Origin of the sequence: Megasphaera sp. UPII 135-E (genome assembly GCF_000221545.1) — a bacterium.
Taxonomy (GTDB): Bacteria; Bacillota; Negativicutes; order Veillonellales; family Megasphaeraceae; genus Megasphaera; species Megasphaera hutchinsoni.
On record NZ_AFUG01000003.1, the window covers coordinates 1 to 23,454 of the forward strand.

The 23,454-nt window shown below is 42.0% G+C and carries 15 protein-coding genes, 1 tRNA gene and 1 riboswitch; of the genes, 11 read left to right on the plus strand and 5 right to left on the minus strand.

All coding sequences use genetic code 11. The annotated features are described in order from the left end of the window. Both HMPREF1040_RS00085 and HMPREF1040_RS00090 read left to right on the plus strand, forming a co-directional pair. Positions 1-452: YadA C-terminal domain-containing protein (locus HMPREF1040_RS00085; protein ID WP_007391883.1), on the plus strand; the 452-nt coding region annotated here is incomplete at its 5' end. Positions 453-980: 528 nt separating this feature from the next. Further along, positions 981-5,216, plus strand: coding sequence for a YadA-like family protein (locus HMPREF1040_RS00090; RefSeq protein ID WP_007391881.1), 4,236 nt, complete (start codon positions 981-983; stop codon positions 5,214-5,216). A 91-nt stretch (positions 5,217-5,307) separates the two neighbouring features. On the opposite strand, the gene metF is transcribed toward HMPREF1040_RS00090, so the two are convergent. Both metF and HMPREF1040_RS00100 read right to left on the minus strand, forming a co-directional pair. Beyond that, on the minus strand, positions 5,308-6,153 hold the full coding sequence (gene metF, locus HMPREF1040_RS00095) for a methylenetetrahydrofolate reductase [NAD(P)H] (protein WP_007391886.1): 846 nt from the start codon (positions 6,151-6,153) through the stop codon (positions 5,308-5,310). 61 nt (positions 6,154-6,214) lie between these two features. After that, a complete protein-coding gene (locus tag HMPREF1040_RS00100) occupies positions 6,215-7,042 on the minus strand; it encodes a MetQ/NlpA family ABC transporter substrate-binding protein (protein WP_007391887.1) in 828 nt (275 codons plus the stop codon). An 83-nt stretch (positions 7,043-7,125) separates the two neighbouring features. Next, positions 7,126-7,221, minus strand: a riboswitch (SAM riboswitch). A 435-nt stretch (positions 7,222-7,656) separates the two neighbouring features. Here HMPREF1040_RS00100 and HMPREF1040_RS00105 point away from each other — a divergent pair. From HMPREF1040_RS00105 to HMPREF1040_RS00115, 3 genes are read left to right on the plus strand one after another with little or no spacing between them, the layout of a single operon-like run. Next, positions 7,657-8,469 (plus strand): energy-coupling factor ABC transporter ATP-binding protein, encoded by an 813-nt coding sequence (locus tag HMPREF1040_RS00105; protein WP_007391880.1) that lies wholly within the window; start codon positions 7,657-7,659, stop codon positions 8,467-8,469. Continuing rightward, positions 8,469-9,152: an energy-coupling factor transporter transmembrane protein EcfT gene (locus HMPREF1040_RS00110; RefSeq protein ID WP_007391877.1), complete on the plus strand. Its 684-nt coding sequence runs from the start codon at positions 8,469-8,471 to the stop codon at positions 9,150-9,152. Before HMPREF1040_RS00105 ends, HMPREF1040_RS00110 begins: the two co-directional genes overlap by 1 nt. A gap of 11 nt (positions 9,153-9,163) precedes the next feature. Beyond that, positions 9,164-10,654, plus strand: coding sequence for a tryptophan transporter (locus HMPREF1040_RS00115; protein ID WP_007391875.1), 1,491 nt, complete (start codon positions 9,164-9,166; stop codon positions 10,652-10,654). A 47-nt stretch (positions 10,655-10,701) separates the two neighbouring features. On the opposite strand, the gene HMPREF1040_RS00120 is transcribed toward HMPREF1040_RS00115, so the two are convergent. Further along, a tRNA-Pro gene (locus tag HMPREF1040_RS00120) sits at positions 10,702-10,778 on the minus strand. 137 nt (positions 10,779-10,915) lie between these two features. Between HMPREF1040_RS00120 and HMPREF1040_RS00125 the strand changes: the two genes are divergently transcribed. Further along, entirely contained in the window at positions 10,916-14,419 is a 3,504-nt protein-coding gene (locus HMPREF1040_RS00125; protein WP_007391885.1) for a DNA polymerase III subunit alpha, read from the plus strand. 5 nt (positions 14,420-14,424) lie between these two features. Here HMPREF1040_RS00125 and HMPREF1040_RS00130 read toward each other — a convergent pair whose 3' ends face one another. Both HMPREF1040_RS00130 and HMPREF1040_RS00135 read right to left on the minus strand, forming a co-directional pair. After that, the gene (locus HMPREF1040_RS00130) at positions 14,425-15,642 is read right to left on the minus strand and encodes a cation diffusion facilitator family transporter (protein ID WP_007391884.1); all 1,218 of its coding nucleotides are present in this window, start codon (positions 15,640-15,642) and stop codon (positions 14,425-14,427) included. Positions 15,643-15,673: 31 nt separating this feature from the next. Beyond that, on the minus strand, positions 15,674-16,213 hold the full coding sequence (locus HMPREF1040_RS00135; RefSeq protein WP_007391879.1) for a cob(I)yrinic acid a,c-diamide adenosyltransferase: 540 nt from the start codon (positions 16,211-16,213) through the stop codon (positions 15,674-15,676). A gap of 157 nt (positions 16,214-16,370) precedes the next feature. On the opposite strand from HMPREF1040_RS00135, the gene HMPREF1040_RS00140 reads away from it, so the two are divergent. The 5 genes from HMPREF1040_RS00140 to HMPREF1040_RS00160 all read left to right on the plus strand — a co-directional run bounded on the left by HMPREF1040_RS00140 (position 16,371) and on the right by HMPREF1040_RS00160 (position 23,428). Next, positions 16,371-17,777 (plus strand): CCA tRNA nucleotidyltransferase, encoded by a 1,407-nt coding sequence (locus tag HMPREF1040_RS00140; protein WP_083818361.1) that lies wholly within the window; start codon positions 16,371-16,373, stop codon positions 17,775-17,777. Between the two features lie 14 nt (positions 17,778-17,791). Then, positions 17,792-19,804 (plus strand): penicillin-binding protein, encoded by a 2,013-nt coding sequence (locus HMPREF1040_RS00145; RefSeq protein ID WP_007391888.1) that lies wholly within the window; start codon positions 17,792-17,794, stop codon positions 19,802-19,804. Positions 19,805-19,816: 12 nt separating this feature from the next. Continuing rightward, complete coding sequence (locus tag HMPREF1040_RS00150; RefSeq protein ID WP_007391876.1) at positions 19,817-20,656, plus strand: bifunctional 5,10-methylenetetrahydrofolate dehydrogenase/5,10-methenyltetrahydrofolate cyclohydrolase; 840 nt, start codon at positions 19,817-19,819, stop codon at positions 20,654-20,656. Between the two features lie 12 nt (positions 20,657-20,668). Further along, positions 20,669-21,835, plus strand: a complete 1,167-nt coding sequence (locus HMPREF1040_RS00155; RefSeq protein WP_007391882.1) for a class I SAM-dependent methyltransferase — start codon at positions 20,669-20,671, stop codon at positions 21,833-21,835. 168 nt (positions 21,836-22,003) lie between these two features. Then, positions 22,004-23,428, plus strand: coding sequence for an aldehyde dehydrogenase family protein (locus tag HMPREF1040_RS00160; RefSeq protein ID WP_007391874.1), 1,425 nt, complete (start codon positions 22,004-22,006; stop codon positions 23,426-23,428). Positions 23,429-23,454 lie beyond the last annotated feature (26 nt).

Consider the following 23,454-nt stretch of genomic DNA (forward strand, 5'->3'; position numbering starts at 1 on the left):
TAAAGGACAATAAGAATGCGTTAGCGGAATCGAATCTCAAAATCGTCAACAATGCTAAGGACATTCAAAAAGTAGGGGCTCGTGCTGCTGCGTTGGCAGGGTTACATCCGCTCGAATTTGATCCGTCCACGAAGTTGAGCTTTGCTGTTTCTTCCGGTTCGTACGACGGAGAAAACAGTGTCGCCTTCGGTGCCTTCTATCGTCCTACCAAGAATGTGATGCTCAGTGCCGCCAGCACGATGGGCTCCAAGAATGCGTATACCTTCGGCATGAGCTTTAAGTTCGGCGAGTCTTCGGCTACGACGACTACGAATACGCCGGATGTGCAGGAATTGTATCGTGTAGTAGGACAACTTCAGTATCAGGTAGCGGCACAGCAACAGGAAATTCAACAGTTGCGTCAGGCTGCACAAAAAACAAATAAGATACGTTCACTTTATGTTTATACATAAGGAAAACCACCGTAATTCCCACAGGATTGCGGTGGTTTTTTGTCGTCCGTAGGAGCGTCCCGGTTGGTGCGAATGTTGATTTATAGTCGGGAATTTATATCATAAATCGACATAATGTCAAAGAATAAAATCGAAAATAACTATCAATTGTTCTAAAATTGACGACTTATTGGGAGGTAAAAAAACAGAAAATATCGGAACATAGCAATACATATAAAGAGAATCATGGCGATTATTAAGAAAATTTAATATTTTATTTAATAAAATAAAGGAAAACCTTATAATTTAATGATTTATACGCACGGCAAAAGCAGAAAAGGGTAGCCCGGAAAAAAAACAAACAAGAGAATTAATTTCATTTATAATTGACAAATAAAACTAAAAGTGGATAATAAGAACCATAAACATATGAATATCGTATGTGCATGGGGTAGTAAGGTTTCGTCTATTGGGGAATAGACGAGGCACACAAGTATATAGAGGGGAATTTCGGGGAAAGTATCGTCTGATTAAAGGAGGATTTTTTTAATGAAATTCACAAAACGCCAACTAACAACGATGGTAGTCGCCGGGTTAATGGGGACTGCCTTTGCAGGTGCGTCTTTTGCTGCGGATGCTTCGTCATCGGCGGCTGATTTGCTTGCCATGAATCAAGATCGTACGGCGGCACCGGATACGGAAAAGATAAAGACGTTGGAAGCGCAAATTGCAAAGGTACAACAAGAGATTGCCGAAGCCAATACGTGGTGGGAAAAGAATAAAGACATTATTAATTCTTATGAAGATGAGGATTCCGACGGCTATCATAAGGCGCAGGACAAGTGGACCGCAGAATATAATAAATATAAACCGACTCATGATAAAGGACCTGATCATTTAAAACAATTGCAAGCAGCTTTAGAGGCGGCGAAAAATGGCGGCACCGTACCGGTTGCACCGCAGCCGGGAGACGGGGGAACTCCTTCCGGTTCCGGCGAGACAGCTCCTTCTCCGGCAGATATGAAGCGGAGTTTGTCGCTGGCACAGGAGAACGTGCAGCGTTTACAGGAATTGACTGCGCGGGTAAATCGGGACGTGACGGAGGCGGCAGCGGCCGCGGCAGCCGCTCCGAAAGATGAAACGGCACAAGAGCGGGCAAAGAGTTCCAAGGCTTATGCAGAAATCGTGCAGAAGGCCATGGAAGAGGCCAAGCAAGCGGTTACGAAGTGGCAGCAGCAGTTGAAGGTGGAAGTAAAAGATGAGTCTAAACCGTTTACGATGCCTTCTCCCGCGGTGGAAACGGGGACGGATATAGCACAGTTGCAGCAGGAACTGACGGACTTACGAAACCAATTGCCGGAGGCGGAGAAGCATGCAAATTGGTCTACAGATGAGTTTAATAACAATGGCGGCTATGCGAATAACGGTGCAAGTACGGAGATTTTACTGCGATATTTGCAAGATACACAAAAAGTAAGTGATTTACAGGCGGCAATCAAGGCAAAAGAAGCGCGTATCAGTGCGTTATCTTCCGGTACGGGAAAAGAGGAAACGAAACCACATACGGGTGAACCGGGTAGCAAGCTGGTACCGCAACCGCCTGAATCGAAGGTAGAGCCGGTACAGCCGGGAAGCGGCACCTCGCAAGGTACGGTTACGCCGGAAACGGTAACGCAATGGGCGAAATTGAAAGCCGAAGCGGAAGCGGCGGAACAGTATTACAACAGCGAAGTATGGGCAAAGACGTATTTTGAAAAGATGGATAAAAAAACGCCGTATCAGAATTGGGCAAAAGAAGTAGAGCATGCTGACGGATATATTGCGAATGCGAAAGCGGAAATGGAAGCGAAAAAGCAGGCCTTAGAAAGTTATGCAAAAGAAAAAGGCATTACGGCGGATCCGCGGACGAAAGAGGCGCAAACGGCGGCGTTGAAAAAGAGGATTGCAGCACTGCAAGAGGTAAAGAAAAATGCGGCAAGTATATTCGATGAAACGAAATCTGATTATAAATGGGGGTACTATGATACCTTTGATCAGGCCAAAACAAATAACACATTAGATAAGCGGCAAGCGTATGTGGTAGCGTTGCAGCGGAAGGAATCGAATGTCTTGGACACCCAGCTGCAACAGGCGGAAGCGGCGTTAAAGACGTTGGATCCGAGCGGTACTGTTACCCCGCCGCCGGCACCGCCGGAAGTACATCCTCCTTCGGGAGAAACGCCGGGCGTACAGCAAAGTGAAGCGGAAAAGAAGTATGAGGCAGCCGTAGAAACGTGGACGAAAGCCGAAGCGGCACGCAAAGAAAAACCGCAGGATGAAACGGTGCGGCAGCAAGCCGAAAAAGCCAAACAAGAGGTCGAAGCGGCCAAGACAACGTATTTGCAAGAATTGACGGCAAAAGAAACCGAATTAAAGGATCTTTATAATAAGGCGCAAGCCCAATATGAAGAGGAAAATGATGATGAGGACGGACCGGATCAGACTACGATTGACGCGCGGAATAAAGCGAAAGCCGCTTACGATGCGATAGTAGCTAAAATTAAACAGGTAAAAGGCGCGTCGTCGTCTCCTTCGGAAACCAAGCCGGTGCCGAAGCCGCCGGTACCGATGCCGAGTGTCGATCCGGCTATTCCGAAGCCGGATCCGGAAGCGGATAAGAAAAAGTCGGCAGAAGAACTAAAGAAAGAAATTGCCGCTTTGGAAGAGCAATTAAAACAGGCACGAAAAGTTTCGGATACAGCAGAAGAAGCGTATGATCCGGATGATCATACCCCGGAAGGGCAAAAAAAGCTACAGGCCTATGAAGAGGCACACAAGAAAGTAATGCAAATAGGCGATGTCCTTCATGCTAAAAAAGTGATTTTAAAGGAGAAGGAATCTTCATCGCAGCCGCAACCGCCGGCACCGAAGCCGCCTAAACCGAAGGTAGATCCGGGGCAGTCCGGCAGCGAACCGGGAGGGAAGACGGATCCGCAGCCGCCCGAATCGAAGGTAGATCCGTTACAGCCCGGCGGCGGCACCTCGCAAGGTACGGTTACGCCGGAAGCGGTAACGCAATGGGAAAAATTGAAAGCCGAAGCGGAAGCGGCGGAACAGTATTACAACAGCGAAGTATGGGCAAAGACATATTTTGAAGAGATGGATAAAAAAGATCCGTATCAGAATTGGGAAAAAGAAAAAGCTCATGTCGACGGATATATTGCGAATGCAAAAGCGGTAATGGAAGCGAAACAGAAGGCTTTAGAAAGCTATGCAAAAGAAAAAGGTATTACGGCGGATCCGCGGACGAAAGAGGCCCAAGAGGCAGCGTTGAAAAAGAAGATTGCCGAGTTGAAAGAAGCTAAGCAAAATGCGGCTAATTTTGATGAAAAGAACGATGCATATGCTAAGGACCTTGGACATTGGTGGACGTTTGAAGACGCTAAACAGAAGAATAAATTAGCTGAACGGCAAGCGTATGTGGAAGCGTTGCAGCGGAAAGAAGCGGGTGTCTTGGATACACAGCTGCAACAGGCGGAAGATGCGTTAAAGGCGTTGAATTCGAGCGGTACCGTCACCCCGCCGCCGGCACCGAAGCCGCCTCAACCGAAGGTAGATCCGGGGCAGCCCGGCGGCGAATCGGGAGGGAAGACGGATCCGCAGCCGTCGGCACAGGAACGGCAGCAAGCGGAAGCGGATTATAAAACGTATATCAATACGGATGAACCGTCTCTGAAAACGTTGGTTGCGTGGGAAGAGGAAGAAACGGCACAGGCGAAGGAACAGGCGGAAAAAGCCGGAGCTTCGGCCGAAGATAAGCAGTATTACGAATATGCCAAACAATTTCAGGAACGGGCCCGGCAACAGTTGGCTGCGAAACAAAAGGCGATCGGCGAATTAAAAGCAAAGTACGGGTTTAAGGATTTGCAACCGGTCGTGCCGCCGGCAGAAAAGAAAAAAGAATATACCGGCGACAATGATACGAAGTTAAGCGCCATGCAAAAAGATCTGGAAGCGTTACGGGCAACGGCACAGCAGCAACAACAGGCGTTGCAAAAAAACGGTACTTCGTACGGTACTGTCGGGGCGGTTCTTACGACGGCACCGGATAAAGTGGATATGAATCTGCGGCGGCAGTATTTGCAGGCTAAACAGACGGCGAAGACGGCGCAGCAGCAGTATAAGGCGTTGCTGGCAGACACCAATACGTTGCGGAAAGCCATGCATAAAGAAGAGTTGGTTGAAAATTTGGCACAACCTATTTTTACTACCGACGGGCAGGTGAATCCTTCGGTCTTAAAGGGGTCCTCGTCGGGGCAGCCCGTACCGACTCCGGCCGAAAACGCGCAGGTACAGGCGAACAGTCGCCGGATTGCCGATAATACGGCAAAGATTGCGGCCTTGGATAAGCGGGTGACGCAAGTGGCGCAGGATGTCAAGAAAGTGGGCGCTCGTGCGGCGGCCTTAGCAGGATTACATCCTGTTGATGATGGTACGGCTAAATTCAGCATAGCTGCTTCTACTGGTGTATATAAGGGCGAAAATGCGATGGCTATGGGCTTATTCTATCGTCCGACACGAGATATTCTCATCAGTGCAGGGAGTACTGTTGGTGATGAAGTGGCATATAACGTAGGTGTTAGCATTAAGGTTGGCACAGCAACGGTGCATGAAAAGATGGCAACATCAACACCGACTACGCAAGAATTGTATCGTGTTATCGAAACGTTGCAACGTCATATTGTCGCATTGGAACATAAAGTACAACAAATGGATGAAACCAATATGGCAAGACAAGTTAAGTAAGGCGTGATAAAAGAGGCTCCGATGGAGCCTCTTTTTGGGTAGACAAAAAGGACAGGGAAGAGATATGCTTCCCTGTCCTTTTTTTGAGGATTTATAATAAGGTGCGAATGGCATCGGCTATTTTTTGAGCGATATAGGCATTATTCATGGTATATACATGAATGCCATCGACGCCATGGGCTAAAAGATCAATAATTTGGGCGATAGCATAGGCGATGCCAGCATCACGCATGGCAACAGGATTATCGCCGTATTTGGCGATGAGGTGTTGGTAGTGTAGGGGTAAGGTAGCACCACAGAGGGATACCATGCGTTCAATTTGTTTTTTATTGGTTACGGGCATGATACCGGCGGCAATGGGTACATGAATGGATGCAATTTCACACCGTTCTAAAAAGCGATAAAATAAGGTGTTATCAAAAAATAATTGTGAAATGAGAGAAGAGGCCCCGGCATCTACTTTTTCTTTTAAGTGAATAATATCTAAGGCGGGACGTTTTGATTCAACATGTCCTTCAGGATAACAAGCACCGATAATATGAAAATCGGGGGATTCTTTTTTGATGAAGCGGATTAAATCACTGGCGTGAGCAAAGTCATGGGCAGGTTCTTTTTCCGGGGTCATATCACCGCGTAAAGCGAGGATTTTATGAATACGATGTTTTTTCAATTCTTTGAGGGTATTGCACACTTCTTCTTTTGTCAGATAGATGCCCGGAAGATGGGCAACGGGTTCTAAATTAAATTGCTCTTTTATGGTAGCTGCAATTTCGGCGGTACGATTACTTCCCGTTCCTTGAGCACCGCAAGTTACACTGATAAAATCAGGATGTAGTACACTTAATTCGGTAAGGGTGGGATAAACGGAGGCGAGGGGCATTTCTTTTTTTGGAGGGAAGACTTCAAGTGAGAATGTAGTTTTATTTTTTACTGACATGGTAAAACTCCTTTGTAATGATAAACAGGTACCGTTAACAGGTACCTGTTTTATGATGATATTAAAAGCTTGGCAGAATAGCGCCTTTATATTTCGTTTCAATAAATTTTTTCACTTCTGGGGATTGTAAGGCCTTGATTAATTTTTGAATTTCTGGACGATTTTCATCACCGCTCCGAACCACTAAAATGTTTGCGTATGGCGAATCTTTTGGTTCTAAGAACAACGCATCTTTTAATGGATTTAAGCCTACGGGAATAGCAAAGTTGGTGTTTATTACAGCGAGGGTCACGTCATCAATAGCACGTGGAACTTGGGCTGCATCGAGTTCAACGAATTTTAAATGATGTGGATTTTCGACAATGTCTTGTAAGGTCGAGGTAACAGAACCACCATTTTTTAATTTTAATAAGCCTGCACTTTGGAGCAATAATAACGAACGACCACCGTTTGTGGGATCATTTGGAATAGCTATTTTGCTGTTGTCTGTTACGGCTTTTAAATCTTTTATTTTATGGGAATAGATACCCATAGGTTCGATATGTACTTTGGCAACGGCTTTTAATGTAGTGCCACGTTCTTCATTAAATTTATCAAGATAAGGGGTGTGTTGATAGAAATTAGCATCGATTTCCTTATCTTGTAGGGATAAATTAGGTTTTACGTAATCTGTAAATTCTACAATTTTTAAGTTTACTCCTTCTTTTTCGAGTAACGGTTTAATTTCTTTTAAAATTTCTTCATGTGGTACAGGTGTAGCACCTACGGTTACGGTTACGGTTCCTTTAGCGGTAGATTCATTGGTTGTACCGCCACAGCCAGATACAAGCAATCCTAAGGCAACGAGTGCGGTGGCTGCAAGTGTAGCAAAACGATTTCTTTTTTTCATTATATTTCCTCCTTTTTTCATCGGGATCGCTTTTGTTATCCAATAAAAAAATCCTCTTTCCGTGAAGAGAAAGAGGTAACTGTAATTTATCTCTCGGAATCTCTTCCGCAGGAATTAGCACCGTCGTTATCGGTTGCCGGGTTTCATCGGGCCAGTCCCTCCACCACTCTGGATAAAAGCGTATCTATTTTGATGTTGCATTTATTATACCATTATACGTGTATTTGTCAATTGATAAATCGATAAAAAAGTTTGTGTTTTTTATAATATAAAATACTTGACAAATATTTTTTTTTGCGTATACTAATAACAACAGCAATTATAGTATGTCGATGATCGAAACGAGTATACATACAGTGACGGGTACAGCGAGCCGATGGTAGTGTAAGTTCGGCCCTGCTCCGTATGGGGAATGGATTCGAGAGATGCAGCCTGAAACGGTAGGAGTAGGGTGAGCCGGTGTTGTTCCATCGTTAAAAAAGAACCGTGTATCGCTTCGGCCGTACATGTAGAGTGAACGCACGGCGTTAATGTGGGTGGTACCGCGGAAGTTGATGAGTCTTTCGTCCCAATAGGGATGAAAGGCTTTTTTTGTATGGAAAGGAGAAAATGAGATGCTGGAAATGAGAAATATTTCTTTTGCTTATGACAAAGGAGCCTCTGTATTATCAAATTTACAATTACAAATTCATGAGGGTGAATGTATTGCTTTATGTGGAAGAAATGGTAGTGGTAAAACAACGATTACACGATTGTTAATGGGATTAGAAAAACCGCAACAGGGGTCTATATATTACAAAGGGAAGAATATTACTACGTGGTCTCCAGCAGAGCGAAGCCGTATTATTGGATATGTGTTTCAGAATCCTGAGCGGCAGATGTTTCGACCAACTGTACGTGAAGAAGTTGCGTATGGGGTGAAACAGCTTCATTTGACGGAAGAAGAGCAACAAACACGGGTAGCTGAAGCGTTACGAGAAACGGGACTTTTTGAAGTTGCCGAGGCCTATCCACTGAATTTGAATCGCAGTGAGAAACAGCGGGTTGCTATTGCTTCAGCACTGGCGATGAAAACGAAATTTGTCGTGTTGGATGAACCGACAAGCGGTCAGGATAGGGCATCGACAAAGCGATTAATGGAATTGTTGCAGAAGGTACATCAGCAGGGAATTACGGTTGTTTTGATTACGCATGATATGGATGTTATTGCTGAATATTGTCAGCGCGTGATTGCTTTGGGTGCTGGGGGGATCCGTTTTGATGGTACGCCGGAAGCGTTATTTACGACATGTGAGGAGTTGTATTCGTTGGGGTTGCGGCGACCTGCTTGCGTTCGCCTTTCGTTGGCGGTGCCGGCGGTGGGATATTGCAGGACCATGCGGGAGTTTACCGCGAAGATGAGCCAATATATAGGAGGTAATGTGTAATGAAACGATTTGTGCCTTTGAGTAAGTTAATTGCTACGTTTGCTTTTTCTTTTTGTGCATTGGTTATGCATACGCCGGGGCCTCTTGTGGGATGGGTTATCTTAGAGCTTATTTTGTTACTTATTAGCGGACAGTTGCGACAGAATGGAAAAGCCGTATTTAGTTTAGTGATTTTTGCAGTTTTTTTAGGGGGGGTGCAATATTTAGGTGGCGGTTCGTTGGTATCTGCTTATGTAACGGGGTTACGTATGTTGGCGATGACGATCATCTTTATTATTTTATTGACAACGACACGCTTACAAGATTTGACTGCTTCATTGGTAACGCAATTGCGTATTCCTTATGAATATGCTTTTATGTTTACGGCGGCACTTCGTTTTGTTCCTGATTTTATCGCGGAAAGTAAGCATGTACAGGAAGCACAGTCTTGCCGTGGATTGGTATCTACGGGAAATGTGTTTAAAAAGTCAATTCAATATATGAGTGTAGTACAACCGTTGTTATTAAAGTCGCTAGGGCGTGCAGAAACAATGGCGTTGAGCTTGGAGTTGCGGGGCTTTGGCAGTACGGAACATCAGTTTATGAGTAATGTGAGATTGACTAGTCGGGATTATATATTAGTGGTTGTGATGGTAGCTGTAAGTGTAGGGATGGTTTACCTACGTATGCAGGGACAGGTATAGGAGGAAAGGGTATGCAAGTAGTAAAAGATATGGCAACATTAGAATTTCAACATCGTCAAGGTGGTCAGTTTCGGTGGATTACAATATCTACGTTATTATTAGCTGTAGGAACGATTTTGCATCTTGTTTCACCGAGCGTTGGTGGGGTCACGCCTAATTGGTCTACTGCTGCATATGGAGTGGCTATTTGTTTGACGCGTCCTTCATATAAACAAGGATTAGGTATTGGTTTAGTCGCTGCATTAATTAATATGTTAACGTCTAAATCGGGATTTCCTTATGGCAATTTGTTGAGTGAACCCGTTGGGGCATTGACGTGTACCTTTTTAGTTCATTGTTTGCCGCATGCACAAATTAAAGGTAAATCGTTATTGCCCAGTCTTTGCGGTTTTATTGGTACATTTATGAGTGGCCTGGTATTTGTTTCTATTTTAAAAGTTGTGATGAATTTACCTATGGTTGTATATTTTACAGGGATGATTCCTTTAGTTGCCATTGTTGGTGTATTAAATGCGTTAGTTACGCCAGTATTATATTTTCCTGCCTTGCGCTTATTTGTATCCCGGGGATTGTTGGATACGGCACAGGTCGAAAAGAAGGCATCTGATCATAGTCAATTAGTGTTAAAACCGACACAAGAGGGGCTTATTTCACTAGAACATGTATCGTATATTTATAATCGTCAAAAAACGCCCGTTTTACAAGATGTGCAGTTTACTATTCAGAAAGGTGATTTTTTGGTTCTTACGGGTGCATCGGGAAGTGGTAAAAGTTCTGTATGCAAGGCGTTGACAGGGGCTATTCCCCATTTTTGTGGGGGCGTTATGCATGGGATGGTCTTTGTTGATGGCGTGGCAACAACGCAGACGACAATTTCTAAATTATCAAGTGAAGTTGGCTATATGTTAGATGATTATGATAGTCAGTTGGTGGCAATGACGGTGGAAGAGGAAATTGCATTTTCGTTAGAAAATCATGGTGTTGCTGTCGATAAGATTAATCAGGTTATTGATGATGTGTTAGAAAAGGTACAGTTGTCGGGATATCGTAAACGTACATTGGCTAATCTTTCAGGGGGACAACGGCAACGTTTAGTTATTGCTAGTATTTTGGCATTGAATCCGGAAATTCTCGTGTTAGATGAACCGACATCGGCGTTAGATCCGGAAGGGACGAAGGCTTTTTATGAATTGTTACATACGTTAAATGTGACTTATGGACATACGATTATTGTTGTTGAACAAGATTTAAATAGTGTATTACCTTATGCTAATCGATTGGTTTTATTGGATAAGGGGCGTGTTGTGAGTGATGGCACGGTAGAGCAGACATTACGTTATATGTATAGGCATAAGGTTTATGATATTGCGATTCCACCTATTGTGACGTGCCGTTTTGAATTAGAAAAATTGGGCGTGATTTTTGATAATCCGTTTATTTCTATTGAAGCGGGAGAAGAAGCATTACAACAATTGTATAGGCAAAAAAAGCAAGTATCGTAATAACGGGTATAAAAAAAAGGTTCGTAACTATGTTACGAACCTTTTTTTGGTCGGAACGGCGAGATTTGAACTCGCGACCTCTTCCACCCCAAGGAAGCGCGCTACCAAGCTGCGCCACGTCCCGTTGACTTCATTATATTACCAAATACATGTATATTTGTCAATGAGGGGGACTATAAGGTGAATATGATTTGCAATAAAATAGATGTTCCTGTGGTATAATAAATAATGAATAGGTATATGAAGAAAAGAGGAATGAGAATGAAACCATTTGTCCATTTACATGTGCATACACAATATAGTTTATTGGATGGTTTATGTCGAATTCCCCGTATGGTACAAATGGCAAAGAATATGAATATGCCAGCTATTGCGATTACGGATCATGGGAATTTATATGGGGCAATGCATTTATATAAAGAGGCAAAAGCACAAGGCATTAAACCGATTATTGGGTGTGAAATTTATATGACCCGTGGTAGTCGTTTTGAAAAAAAGACAAGGGAACGGTTATGCCATCTTATTTTATTAGCAAAAACAACGCAGGGATATCATAATTTGGTGAAGATTGTTTCTAAGGGATATACGGAGGGTGTTAATAATTACCACAAGCCACGTGTGGATTATGAGTTGTTGGAACAATATCATGAAGGGGTTATTGCTCTTAGTGCGTGTATCGAAGGACATATTCAACAAGATATTTTAAATCATGATGAGGAAGGTGCTATAAAAGCATTAGAGCGGTTGGTAGGTATTTTTGGTAAGGATGATTTTTATTTAGAAGTGCATAATCACGGGTTACCCGAAGAAAAGATTGTACGAGACACATTTAAACAGTGGGCACCTCGATATGGGCTTAAATTGGTGGCAACAAATGATTACCATTATTTGGAAAAGGAAGATGCAACGGCTCAAGAGGTTAAATTGTGTATTTCTACGGGAGATACGCTGAATAATCCGAATCATTTTCGATTTACCAATGATTCTTTTTATATGAAGTCATATGATGAAATGGCAGAGTTGTTTCCCGATATGCTCGAAGCCTTGGATACGACATTGGAAATTGCTGAGAAGTGTAATGTGGAGATTGATTTTTCTCAACGTCATTTGCCAGCGTTTCCTGTGCCTGAGGGGGAAACAGATGCGTCTTATTTGCAAAAGCTTTGTGAAGAGGCGTTAACGCAAAAATATCATCCCGTTACGGAGAAAGTGCGGCAACGGTTGGCATATGAGTTGGATGTTATTTCTAAAATGGGATTTCCTTCGTATTTTTTGATTGTTTGGGATTATGTGAAATTTGCTCGTGATCATCAGATTGCGGTTGGTCCTGGAAGAGGCTCGGCAGCAGGTTCGGTAGTTGCATATTTGCTTGGGATTACGGGGTTAGATCCGTTGGCATATGATCTCTTGTTTGAACGGTTTTTAAATCCGGAACGAGTTACGATGCCTGATATTGATATGGATTTTTGTTATGAAAATAGAAGCCGTATTATTGATTATGTCACTGAAAAATATGGTAAAGATCATGTTTCTCAGATTATTACGTTTGGTACATTAGCAGCTAAGGCGGTTATGCGTGATGTGGGAAGAGTATTGGATATTTCCCTTAGTGAAGTGAATCGTGTCGTTAAAATGATTCCTAATGAGCTGGGTATTACGTTGCAAAAAGCGTTAGAAACAAGTGCTGATTTTAAAGCTGTTTATACAAGTAATGAACAGGTTCACCGTTGGATTGAGTTAGGTAAATCATTGGAAGGGTTGGTACGGCATCCATCGACACATGCAGCGGGAGTCGTTATTTCAGCGGCCCCTATTGATGATTATGTGCCGTTGCAATATACGAAAGAAGGGTATTTAACGACACAATATGATAAGGATTTAATTGAAGAGCAAGGGCTGCTTAAAATGGATTTTTTAGGTTTGCGTACATTGACGGTTATTAGCGATACGTTGCGGCTTATTAAAGAAAATCATCATGTCGATATTGATATCAATAATATTCCTTTAGATGATCCAGCGACTTGTCAATTATTAACCGCGGGTGATACGGCTGGTGTTTTTCAAATGGAGTCGGATGGTATTACGGCTTTAGTTAAAGAGTTGGCACCGAAGCATTTTGAGGATATGATTCCTTTGGTTGCTTTATATAGACCAGGCCCGTTAGGTAGTGGTATGGTCGAAGATTTTATTAAACGGAGTCACGGAGAAACAGAAGTAACGTATTTACATCCTCTTTTGGAACCGATTTTAAAGGACACGTATGGGGTTATTTTATATCAAGAGCAAGTTATGCAAATTGCCTCATCTATGGGAGGCTTTTCGTTAGGGCAAGCGGATTTATTGCGGCGTGCCATGGGGAAAAAGAAAGAAAGTATTTTAAAAGCACAGCGTGAAAGTTTTTTACAGGGAACGAGGACCAATCATATTGATGACGAAATTGCTAATAAGGTATTTGATTTACTGGTGTATTTTGCGGGATATGGGTTTAATAAATCACATTCGGCAGCATATGCGTATGTAGCTTGGCAAACGGCGTATTTAAAGGCTCATTATCGAGCAGAATTAATGGCTGCGACGATGACGAGCATGATCAATGATGTGTCTAAAATTAGTTATTATATAGGTGAATGTCGTCACCATGGCGTACCTGTTTTATGTCCTGATGTTAATGCGAGTGTTTCTACGTTTTCTGTTGTTGATGGGAGCATTCGTTTTGGTTTATCCGGCGTGAAAAATGTAGGGGAAAATGCTATTGATTTGATTGTGCGTGAGCGAGATAAGGGGGGACCTTTTTTATCGTTAAGTGATTTTTGTAGCCGTGTTGATAATCATGTGGTCAATCGGCGTGCCCTCGAAAGTTTGATTCGTTGTGGCGCGATGGATTCGTTTGGAAAATATCGTTCACAATTATTATATGTATTGGATCAAGCGATGGCGATGGGGGCATCAAAGCAAAAAGATCGCGATTCCGGGCAATTAGACTTATTTGACTTTGGTGAGGAAGACAATGCGGAAGCATCTGTATTGGAACTTACGTATCCAACGATTGATGAGTTTTCCATGGAAGAGATATTGGCGATGGAAAAAGAATACGATGGATTTTATTTTAGTGGACATCCGTTGAATCGGTATGAAAAAATCATGAAAACATTGGTTCCGTTTTCACGATTATATGGAGAAGAGGCGTCTTCGTATGACGGTAAAGAAATTGTTTGTGGTGGATTAATTACGACAAAAAGGCAAGTGATGACGAAACGAAATGAGATGATGGCTATTTTGACGGTTGAAGATTATACACATAGTATGACCGTTGTTGTTTTTCCTAAAGTGTATCGTCAATGTGCAGGTATCTTGGTAGAGGATCAGGCGGTAGCTATTCGTGGGAGTGTCGATGTAGCTGATAATTCGGTGCAAATGTTAGCTAATTCTTTGGTGCCTTTAGCACAACAGGAGCAAGTATATGCAGAGGAACGCAAACAAGCATCTAGCAAGGTGGAACGGCAGCAAGAAGTGTGGCGTACGGAAACGGGCGAAGTAGGTGAAAAATTATTCCTTAAAATTCCGGCGGAATTAGAACAATCTTCATTAAGTGATAAAATTCTTAGGGTTTTACAGCAACATCCGGGAACGGTAAAAGTGTATTTTTATTTAGTCGGGAGTAAGAAAACGATCATTGCTTCTTCCGTGTATTGGGTTACGCCGACGGTATCTTTACGTCAAGCGTTAGTTGCGTTGTTAGATGAAACATCGGTGGTATTACAGTAATTGTTTTATGAGGGGAGAAAGGGACCGGAAAGGACTTTGCTTTTTGGTCCTTTTGGTAACTCATAGACGGTACTGATATATACATGGTAATGTGGGTTTTGCTGTTTAATAGCCTTATTAAGGGTATCCAGAATTGTTGATAAAGGTGTTTTTTCTAGTTCGTGTGGCGGAACATAGAGGTCACAAATGATATTTAATCTTGTCATGCCAGCGGTAATACGAAGGTGATGACTTTCGTAATGAGGAAATTGTGATTGAATAATTTGGTCTAAGGTATGTCGCACGCGAGTGATAATTTTGTCATTTGTACAAAGGGGATCCATATGTATGTTTACTTCCATGTGGTATTGATTGCGTAAATCATCTTCTAAATTATCGAGGGCGGCATGGGCTTCTGACAAATCGGTTGTGTCGGGGATTTCTGCATGAAAGGAAGCAAATATTCGTCCCGGTCCATAATCGTGTACTCGTATGTCATGTATTCCTGTAATATACGGGGAGGATAAGGCACAATCGGTGATTTCTTGAAGTAATTGAGGCGACGCCGCTTTGCCTAAGAGGATATTTATGATATCTTTGGCCGTGGAAAATCCCGTATACATAATTAATAAGCCCAGTAACATTCCTGTTAAGGCATCTAGGGGGAGTGTTGTATATGGTTGTAGGAACGTGGAGATACATACGACGCCTGTCGCAATAACGTCATTTAGGCTATCCGTGGCAGTTGCTTTGTGAACGGAAGAGTGAATGGTTTTGCTAATATAGAGATTATATTGATACATCCATAATTTTATTCCTATAGAAAATAATAAAATTAGAAAACTGAGGTATGATGTCGTTAAAGTGATAGGAAGAAAAAATTTATGAAAAGATGTTTCGCATAGACTAAAACCAACAATGAGAATAATCGTGGCAACGGTTAAGGAGGCGAGGTATTCAAAACGTCCGTGCCCGAAGGGATGGTTTTTATCAGGAGGCTTGTTACTGAGTTTTGCACTGATAATGGAAATAAAGGATGTAAACATGTCCGAAAGATTGTTAAAGGCATCTGAAACAATTGCCATGCTATGGGTTATCGTACCGATGGTGAGTTTAAGGATGAAAAGGAGGATGTTGCAAATAATACCAAGTAAACCGCCGAGAATGCTATACTGTTCGCGTACCTTGGGATCGTGTGTTTGATGATAGTTTTTTATGGTGTGTTTGATAATTAGTTGAATCATGAAAGCAGCCCTCCCTTAAGGTGTATACATGTTACCTTATATTATTATTTTTCAATACCCCAACGAGCAGGAATACCACGATCAAATGGGTGTTTTTGTTTTTTATTTCTGATATATAATCCGCATAAGGATGAATGTGGGGACAAGGTGTTCGTCCGGTTAGGACGACTTCTGTTTGAGCGGGTTTGTTTTTTAAAAAGGTAATGATGGACTCTTCGTCGATCATTTGTACATGGCAGGCGATGAGAATTTCATCTAAAATAAGTAAATTGGGTTTTAATTGATGACATTTTTCTTGTATGCGTTGCCATAGTGCTTGTTGTTGTAGTTGTTTTTGTTTTCGTTCTTGTGGTGTTAGTTGGGATGTAAATTTAGATGAACCGGTAGAGCGCATGATTGTAATTTGGTGTATTTGAGATAAAATTGCTAATTCTCCCGTGGGCGTTGTTTTTAAAAATTGCGTGAAGAGAACCCTTCCGTCGTGGCCAGCACAACGAATGGCTAAGCCGATGGCAGCAGTTGTTTTTCCCTTGCCGGTACCATAATATATGTGTATTAATCCTGTTTTCATAACGCATGTCCTTATTGATATATTATTTCGTTTGGTTTAGTATAGCACGGGTAGAGGGGATTGAACAGCAAGGCAGTTGTTTTTTTCGTTTGCTACTCAGATGAATACAAACGTGATATAATATTAAATTATTATAATATAGTATAATACGGGAGGCATGATGATGGATTCGCGTGTACGGTGCTGGCTTAGTGCACTTACTGATGCAGGATATGAGGCTTATCTTATCGGCGGTGCTGTACGAGATTTTTTGCTTGCCCGTGTGCCTGGTGATTATGATGTGGTTACGAATGCACGACCAGAGCAGATAAAACAGATTGCCGTTGCTCATGGTTGGATTTGTATGTCGTCACGGGGCGAACGTTTTGGTGTCGTAGTTATCCGCGTTGATGCGTTAGAAATAGAGACGACAACGTATCGTAAGGAAGTATATGATCGAGAAGGATATCGACCGACACGTATAACATATGTTTCGTCATTACAAGAAGATGTGCGACGGCGAGATTTTACGGTGAATGCTCTTGCGATGGATGAGTATGGGCATATTATTGATTATGTGCAAGGACAAGATGATCTTATTGCACGACGGTTAGTTACTATTGGTAAGCCCGAACAACGGTTGCGAGAAGATGCGACCCGTATTTTGCGAGCTTGTCGGTTTGTAGGTCAGTTAGATTTTAAAGTCGATGCGGTGTTAGAAGCAGCGATACCAACCGCGCTTTCCCAATTTAGGACAATTTCACTTGCTGTAGTGTTACGAGAGTGGGAGCACATAATGAGAACGGCGCATGTAGATAAAGCGTTGGCATTGGCGTGGCGGACGGGTGTTTTTTCTCTTATGTGCAGGCAGCGTAACAAGGGGATAGATAGGACGGTACCTTTTTTTTCAGATGAGATAGGTATGGTGGCTAAGCCTGGCGTATTTGTTGCAGCGGTACCCCCGATAGAGCAAGCGGTGTTGTCGTTGGTCGTGTCTGTGCCACCATGTGGGGTTGTACGTTATGCCGCGTTGTTTTATGGGTTGTTAAGATGTTATGTATTTCCTTCTGTGGGTGAGAAACTTACACTACCACAGGTTGAACGAGGGGCTGCTTGGGTAGAAAAGCTGTTGATGTACTGGCAGACATCGGTATCATGGAAACGGCGTGTGTGGTGGCTGGTTTTTAATCACTTGCGTTTTAGTTATTTTGGTAAGCAGTTAGGGAAAGCATTAGATCCGTGGCTGAGGAGAGAAGCAAGGAGTGCCTTTTTTCGTACACAACAAGATTGGATAGAAGCGGTGCAACAATTGTGCTGGTTAGTTATGGCGGATAGTATTATGAAGGATGCGGTACAGACGGTGCTTGTACCACGGGAGAATGCAGGTACAGGGATGTTGGCTACTGCAAAGAAAATACCTGTGTCTACACGATATTTGTTGTATAGTAAGGAGCTTGTAAGCATTTGTGGACAGAAAAGTGGTGCCTGTTTACAAGCCGTATTGAAACAGGTACAGAATGGCACATTGGAAAATAGTCGCGAGCGTGTAGATCAGGCTATCGTACAGTGGTTACAGCGACAATAAATGAGGGATAGATAATGGAAAACAAGATGCGAGAAGAACAAGATAAAAGAATTAGGAAGCAAGCAAAATGGGTAATGATGCTCTTAGTATTCGTGTTTTTTATTGTGTTTATTCGTATTTTTGAATTGCAAATTGTCGATAGTGCAGAAATGACGAAATATATTGATCGTCAAGCGGAAACGGATCGCAAGTTACAATCGCCGCGAGGTACTATTTATGATCGCAATGGCAAAGTATTGGCTATTAGCGAAGTGGCACAGTCGTTATATGCAGATCCGAATATGTTGCGACGAGATGCAAAAAATTATAAGGCTAGTGGGCAGGGCGATCTTATTGGTGTTTTGGCTTCTGAGTTAGCGCCTTATGTTAAATTGGATGCGGCAGAAGTGCAACATCGTTTACAGCGTAATACGGGGTTTGTTTGGTTGGCACGAACGATGGATAGAAGTTCGTATGAAGCCGTTCGACAGATTATTCGTAAACATAAAGTAACGGCGTTGCGTTTTGTAGATGAAAATAGACGGTATTATCCTAATGGTATGTTGGCAGCTCAATTGATAGGTTTTGTGGGAGAAAATGATAAAGGTTTAGATGGGATTGAAATGGTATTAGATAGTGTTATTCGCGGGAATGTACAATCTATTAAAACGTTGATTGATCCAGCTAAAGTTCCTATTTTGGATTCTGCTTTAACGAATGTCTTGCCAGAAAAAGAACGAACTGTTAAGCTTACTATTGATAGTACTATTCAATTTGTAGCAGAAAAAGCGTTAAATGGTATTATGGAAAAAAATCATCCTGAAGGTGCCGCTATTATTATTATGAATCCGAAAACAGGTGAAATTTTAGCTATGGCAAGCAGACCTAATTTTGATCCCAATGATTTTGGTAAGGGGAATCAAGAGTCCTATAAAAATAGGGCGGTGGTTAATTTATATGAGCCAGGATCTACCTTTAAACCTATTATGGCGGCCGCTGCTGTTGACTCGGGAGCGTGGAGTCTTAATTCCTCGTATGTTGATACAGGGGCTATTCGCGTGCATGACCGAGTTATTCATAATTGGGATAAATCAGGGATGGGTAATGTCACGTTACGAGAAATTTTGAAATTCTCTATTAATACAGGGATGGCTCACATTGCATTGCAAACTGGTGGGGATACGTTGACGTCCTATGCTAAAAAATTTGGTTTTGGTAAGATGACGGGTATTGAATTGCCGGGAGAAGGTACTGGAATTTTGTTTAATGCAAAAAAAATGAGCCAAGTAGATACAGCTATTATGGGGATTGGACAAGGGGTCGCTGTTACGCCGTTGCAAATGGTGCAAGCTTTTGGTGCGATTGCCAATGGCGGGAAAATGATGAAGCCGTTTGTGATACAAGAAATTGATAATCCCGATGGTAGTGTATATAAAAAGACTTTACCGAAACAAGTAGGTCAACCGATCAAGAAAGAAACGGCTGATGCAATTTCTCGCATCTTATCAGAAGAAATTACATCGGGGGGCGGTCAGAATGCTAAAATTGATGGCTATACTTTTTGTGGTAAAACAGGTACAGCCCAACGGCTTAATAAAGAGGGAACCGGGTATGCGATGAATCAGCATATTGGTTCTTTTATTGGGTTTGGTCCTTTTGAAGATCCTCAATATGTTGTGTTAATTGTCGTTGATAATCCGAGCGGTGTATATTACGGTGCACAAGTAGCGGCTCCCGTATTTAAAGAAATGATGACGGAAATTGTTCGCTTTAAAGGAATTAGACCATCCCATCCGACAGATGTGAAGGAAATCGCCTCATCTAGTCAAAACCGTAAACAACGGGATTTTCCTGCTATTACGGAAACAGATAAGGGGATTGTACTGCCTTCCTTTATTGGATGGGATACACGCGAAGTTAATTCTTGGTTACATAAAGCTGGATTAGGCTTCGTTCCTCGCGGTATGGGATATGCCGTATATCAATCTCCACGGGAGGGGCAAACGGTGGCGCATGGAAGTACTGTTACTGTTACATTTTCACGTTAGGAGGGAAGGAGTGTGCAAATTTTAAATGGAAAAGAAGTTGCCGCTTTTCATAGAGAGAAATTACAACAGCAAGTTGCTTTATTGAGGGATAAGAACATTATTCCTGAGTTAGCATTGGTCTTAGTCGGTGAGGATCCTGCCGCAGTGATGTATGCGGCGTCATTACAAAAGGCGGCACAACAAATTGGTATAACAGGACGGCTGTATCAGTTTCCAGATATGGTGACAGAGACGATGTTATGTACGGCTATACAAAGATTAAATAATAATCCTATCGTTTATGGCATTATTGTGTTTATGCCATTACCCGAACATATTTCGGCACATCGTATTACGAATGCAATTAAACCGGAAAAAGATGTTGATGGGTTAACGGAAACCAGTATGGCACGATTATTTATGGGCAAACCTCTGTTCGTCCCTTGTACACCGAAAGCTGTTATGGCGATGCTTGCATATTATCAGATTCCGCTTGAAGGAAAAGAGGTTGCTATTATTGGCAGGAGTAATGTTGTCGGAAAACCTTTATCTCAGTTGTGTTTACAAGCACATGCTACGGTCACGATATGTCATTCCCATACACGGAATTTGGAAAAGATTGTTCGTCGTGCAGATGTTGTGATTGCGGCAGTAGGTAAGGCTGAATTTATTACTGCGGATATGATTAAACCAGGCTCAGTAGTACTTGACGTAGGTATTAATCGGAAGCATAATCAGGTTGTAGGCGATGTTGATTTTGCAAGCGTTTCACAAGTGGCAGGGGCGATTACTCCAGTGCCAGGAGGGATTGGTGCGGTGACAACGATTATGATGCTGGAAAATATTTTATTGTTTAAAGGGGATTTAGGTTAAGGGGGGTTTTATATGAGTATTTTAGATTCATTCTTTATTCATTATTTACATCGGTTTGATAAGTATTGTTTTACTGTTACCTTACATGGTAAAACCTATACGATTGGTGCTGGGGAACCGGCTTTTCATATTATCGTTCATAAAGATATTCCGAAACGGGAATTATTGGCTTCTACCTCGTTGGCATTAGGAGAAGCATATATGCGGAAAGATTTAGAAATTGAAGGCGATTTATTTACAGCTTTAAAGTGTATGTTAAGTCAACATACGCAGTTTTCTTTAGATAAAAGTGCATTAGGTCGTATTTTATATACCGCGGAATCAAAGTCAAAACAAAAGGAACAAGTATCATCTCATTATGATTTAGGAAATGATTTTTATTCATTGTGGCTTGATCCGTCAATGAGTTATTCGTGTGCGTACTTTAAACAAGATACGGATACATTAGAACAGGCACAGAAGCAAAAAGTTCATTATATCCTGGAAAAATTGCATTTGCAACCGAATATGACGTTATTAGATATTGGTTGTGGTTGGGGGTATTTGTTATTAGAAGCCGCTCAGAAATATGGAATTAAAGGTGTTGGGTGTACTCTCAGTAAAGAACAGTGGAAAAAAGGACAGGAACGGATTAAAGCGATGGGGATGGAAAATCAGGTTGAAATTGAACTGATTGACTATCGTGATTTGGAAAAGGAAGGACGGAAATTTGATCGTATTGTGAGCGTTGGCATGTTAGAACATGTAGGGCGTTCTAACTATCCTTTATATATGGAAACGGCTGATCATTTATTATCTCCAGGGGGGCTTTTCTTGCTGCATTATATTAGCGGCCATGATGAATCGGTAGGCAATCCATGGATGCGGAAATATATTTTTCCCGGTGGGGCTTTACCGTCTTTGCGAGAAATTATTAGTTTAGCGTATGACAATGATTTTCAGGTTATTGATGTAGAAAGTTTGCGCCGTCATTATTATAAGACCTTGATGTGCTGGTATAATAATTTCCAAGGGGTACGTGATCAAGTAATTGCGGCTAAGGGAGAAAGTTTTGCACGTATGTGGGATTTATATCTATGTGGTTGTGCTGTTTCGTTCTTTATTGGGAATATTGATTTACATCAAATATTAATGACTAAAGGAACGAATAATGAATTACCGATGACGCGGTGGTATTAAAAGTAAGAAAAATAGTCACATTGTGAGGCAATGTGACTATTTTTTTCTTTAAGGAGAGGGTATTGACATATAATGGATAATCGTTATAATTAAAATTTAAGTACGATAATAGAAAAATACTTTTATTTTATATATATTATGTGATGTTTTATATAAAGGAGGCGTATTATGGATTTTAAGAAATTATATATTAATGGCAGTTGGGTAGAAGGGGCATCAGGTACTTACATTGGTGTAGAAAATCCTGCAACGGAACAGATTTTTGCCGAAGTTCCAGCGGGTACGGCTACGGATGTTGAGCGTGCTTCAAAAGCGGCACAAGTGGCGTTTGCTTATTGGAAGAATATCCCTGTATCCGAGCGAATGGCGTATATGCAGCGAATGTTAGATATATTTACAACCATGAAAGCTGATTTGGTACAAGTGACGATACAGGAATTGGGAGCACCTGTACAATTTGCACGTACGGCACAAATTGAATATCAATTTACGCGTATTCAATCGTATATTGATTTAGCTGAAAAAGCACCGTTGGAAGAAAAGTTGCCTCAATCTACGGTATATCGTGAACCTGTTGGCGTAGTAGGGTGTATTACGCCATGGAATTATCCATTAGGTCAGATTGTACAAAAAGTCGTTCCGGCTATTTTAATGGGGAATACGGTAGTATTAAAGCCAAGTCAATATACGCCGTTGACTGCGTTTTATTTAGCGGAGGCGTTTCATCAAGCAGGATTCCCGGCAGGTGTATTTAATTTAGTCACCGGTCGTGGCGGTGATATTGGTGATGTAATAGCTGAACAAGATGAAATTGATATGATTTCGTTTACTGGTTCTACGCCGGCAGGTATTAGTGTAGGGCGTTTGGCCTTACAGCACTTAAAGCGTATTAGTATGGAATTGGGAGGCAAATCGCCGTGTATCATTTTGCAAGGTGCGGATTATGAAAGGGCGATTCGCATGTGTTTTAATTCTATCTTTTTAAATTCAGGGCAGACTTGTACGGCCTTATCTCGTTTGCTTATTCCCTATGCACACAAAGATGAGATTAAACAGTTGTTATGCCGTATTGCTAAGGAGTATGTCGTAGGGGAGCCGACACGGGAAGATGTACAATTAGGAACGGTTGCATCAGCACGACAATTTAAGACGATTCGTGCTTATGTGGAGCAGGGAATTCGTCAAGGGGCGACTTTATTAGTTGGTGAAGTACCTCAAAAAACAGCGGTAGGATACTATGTTAAACCTACTATTTTTACAGATGTGACAAATGATATGACTATTGCGAGAGAAGAAATATTTGGTCCTGTTCTTTGTGTTTTGACTTATCAGACGGAAGATGAAGCCATTCGCATTGCGAATGATACAACTTTTGGTTTAAGTGGTGCCGTTTGGGGACCGACAAAAGCAGAAGCTATTCGTATTGCTCGGAATATTCGGACGGGAAATGTGTATATTAATGATGGACCACGGGATGTAACCGCACCATTTGGGGGGTTCAAAGAAAGTGGGTTAGGTCGCGAAGGAGGTATGGATGGGTTATTAGAGTTTACGGAGCCACAAGCATTGTTTGATGCTGGTGAAATTGGTTAATGGGAAGTAAAAAAGCTACTCGTTTA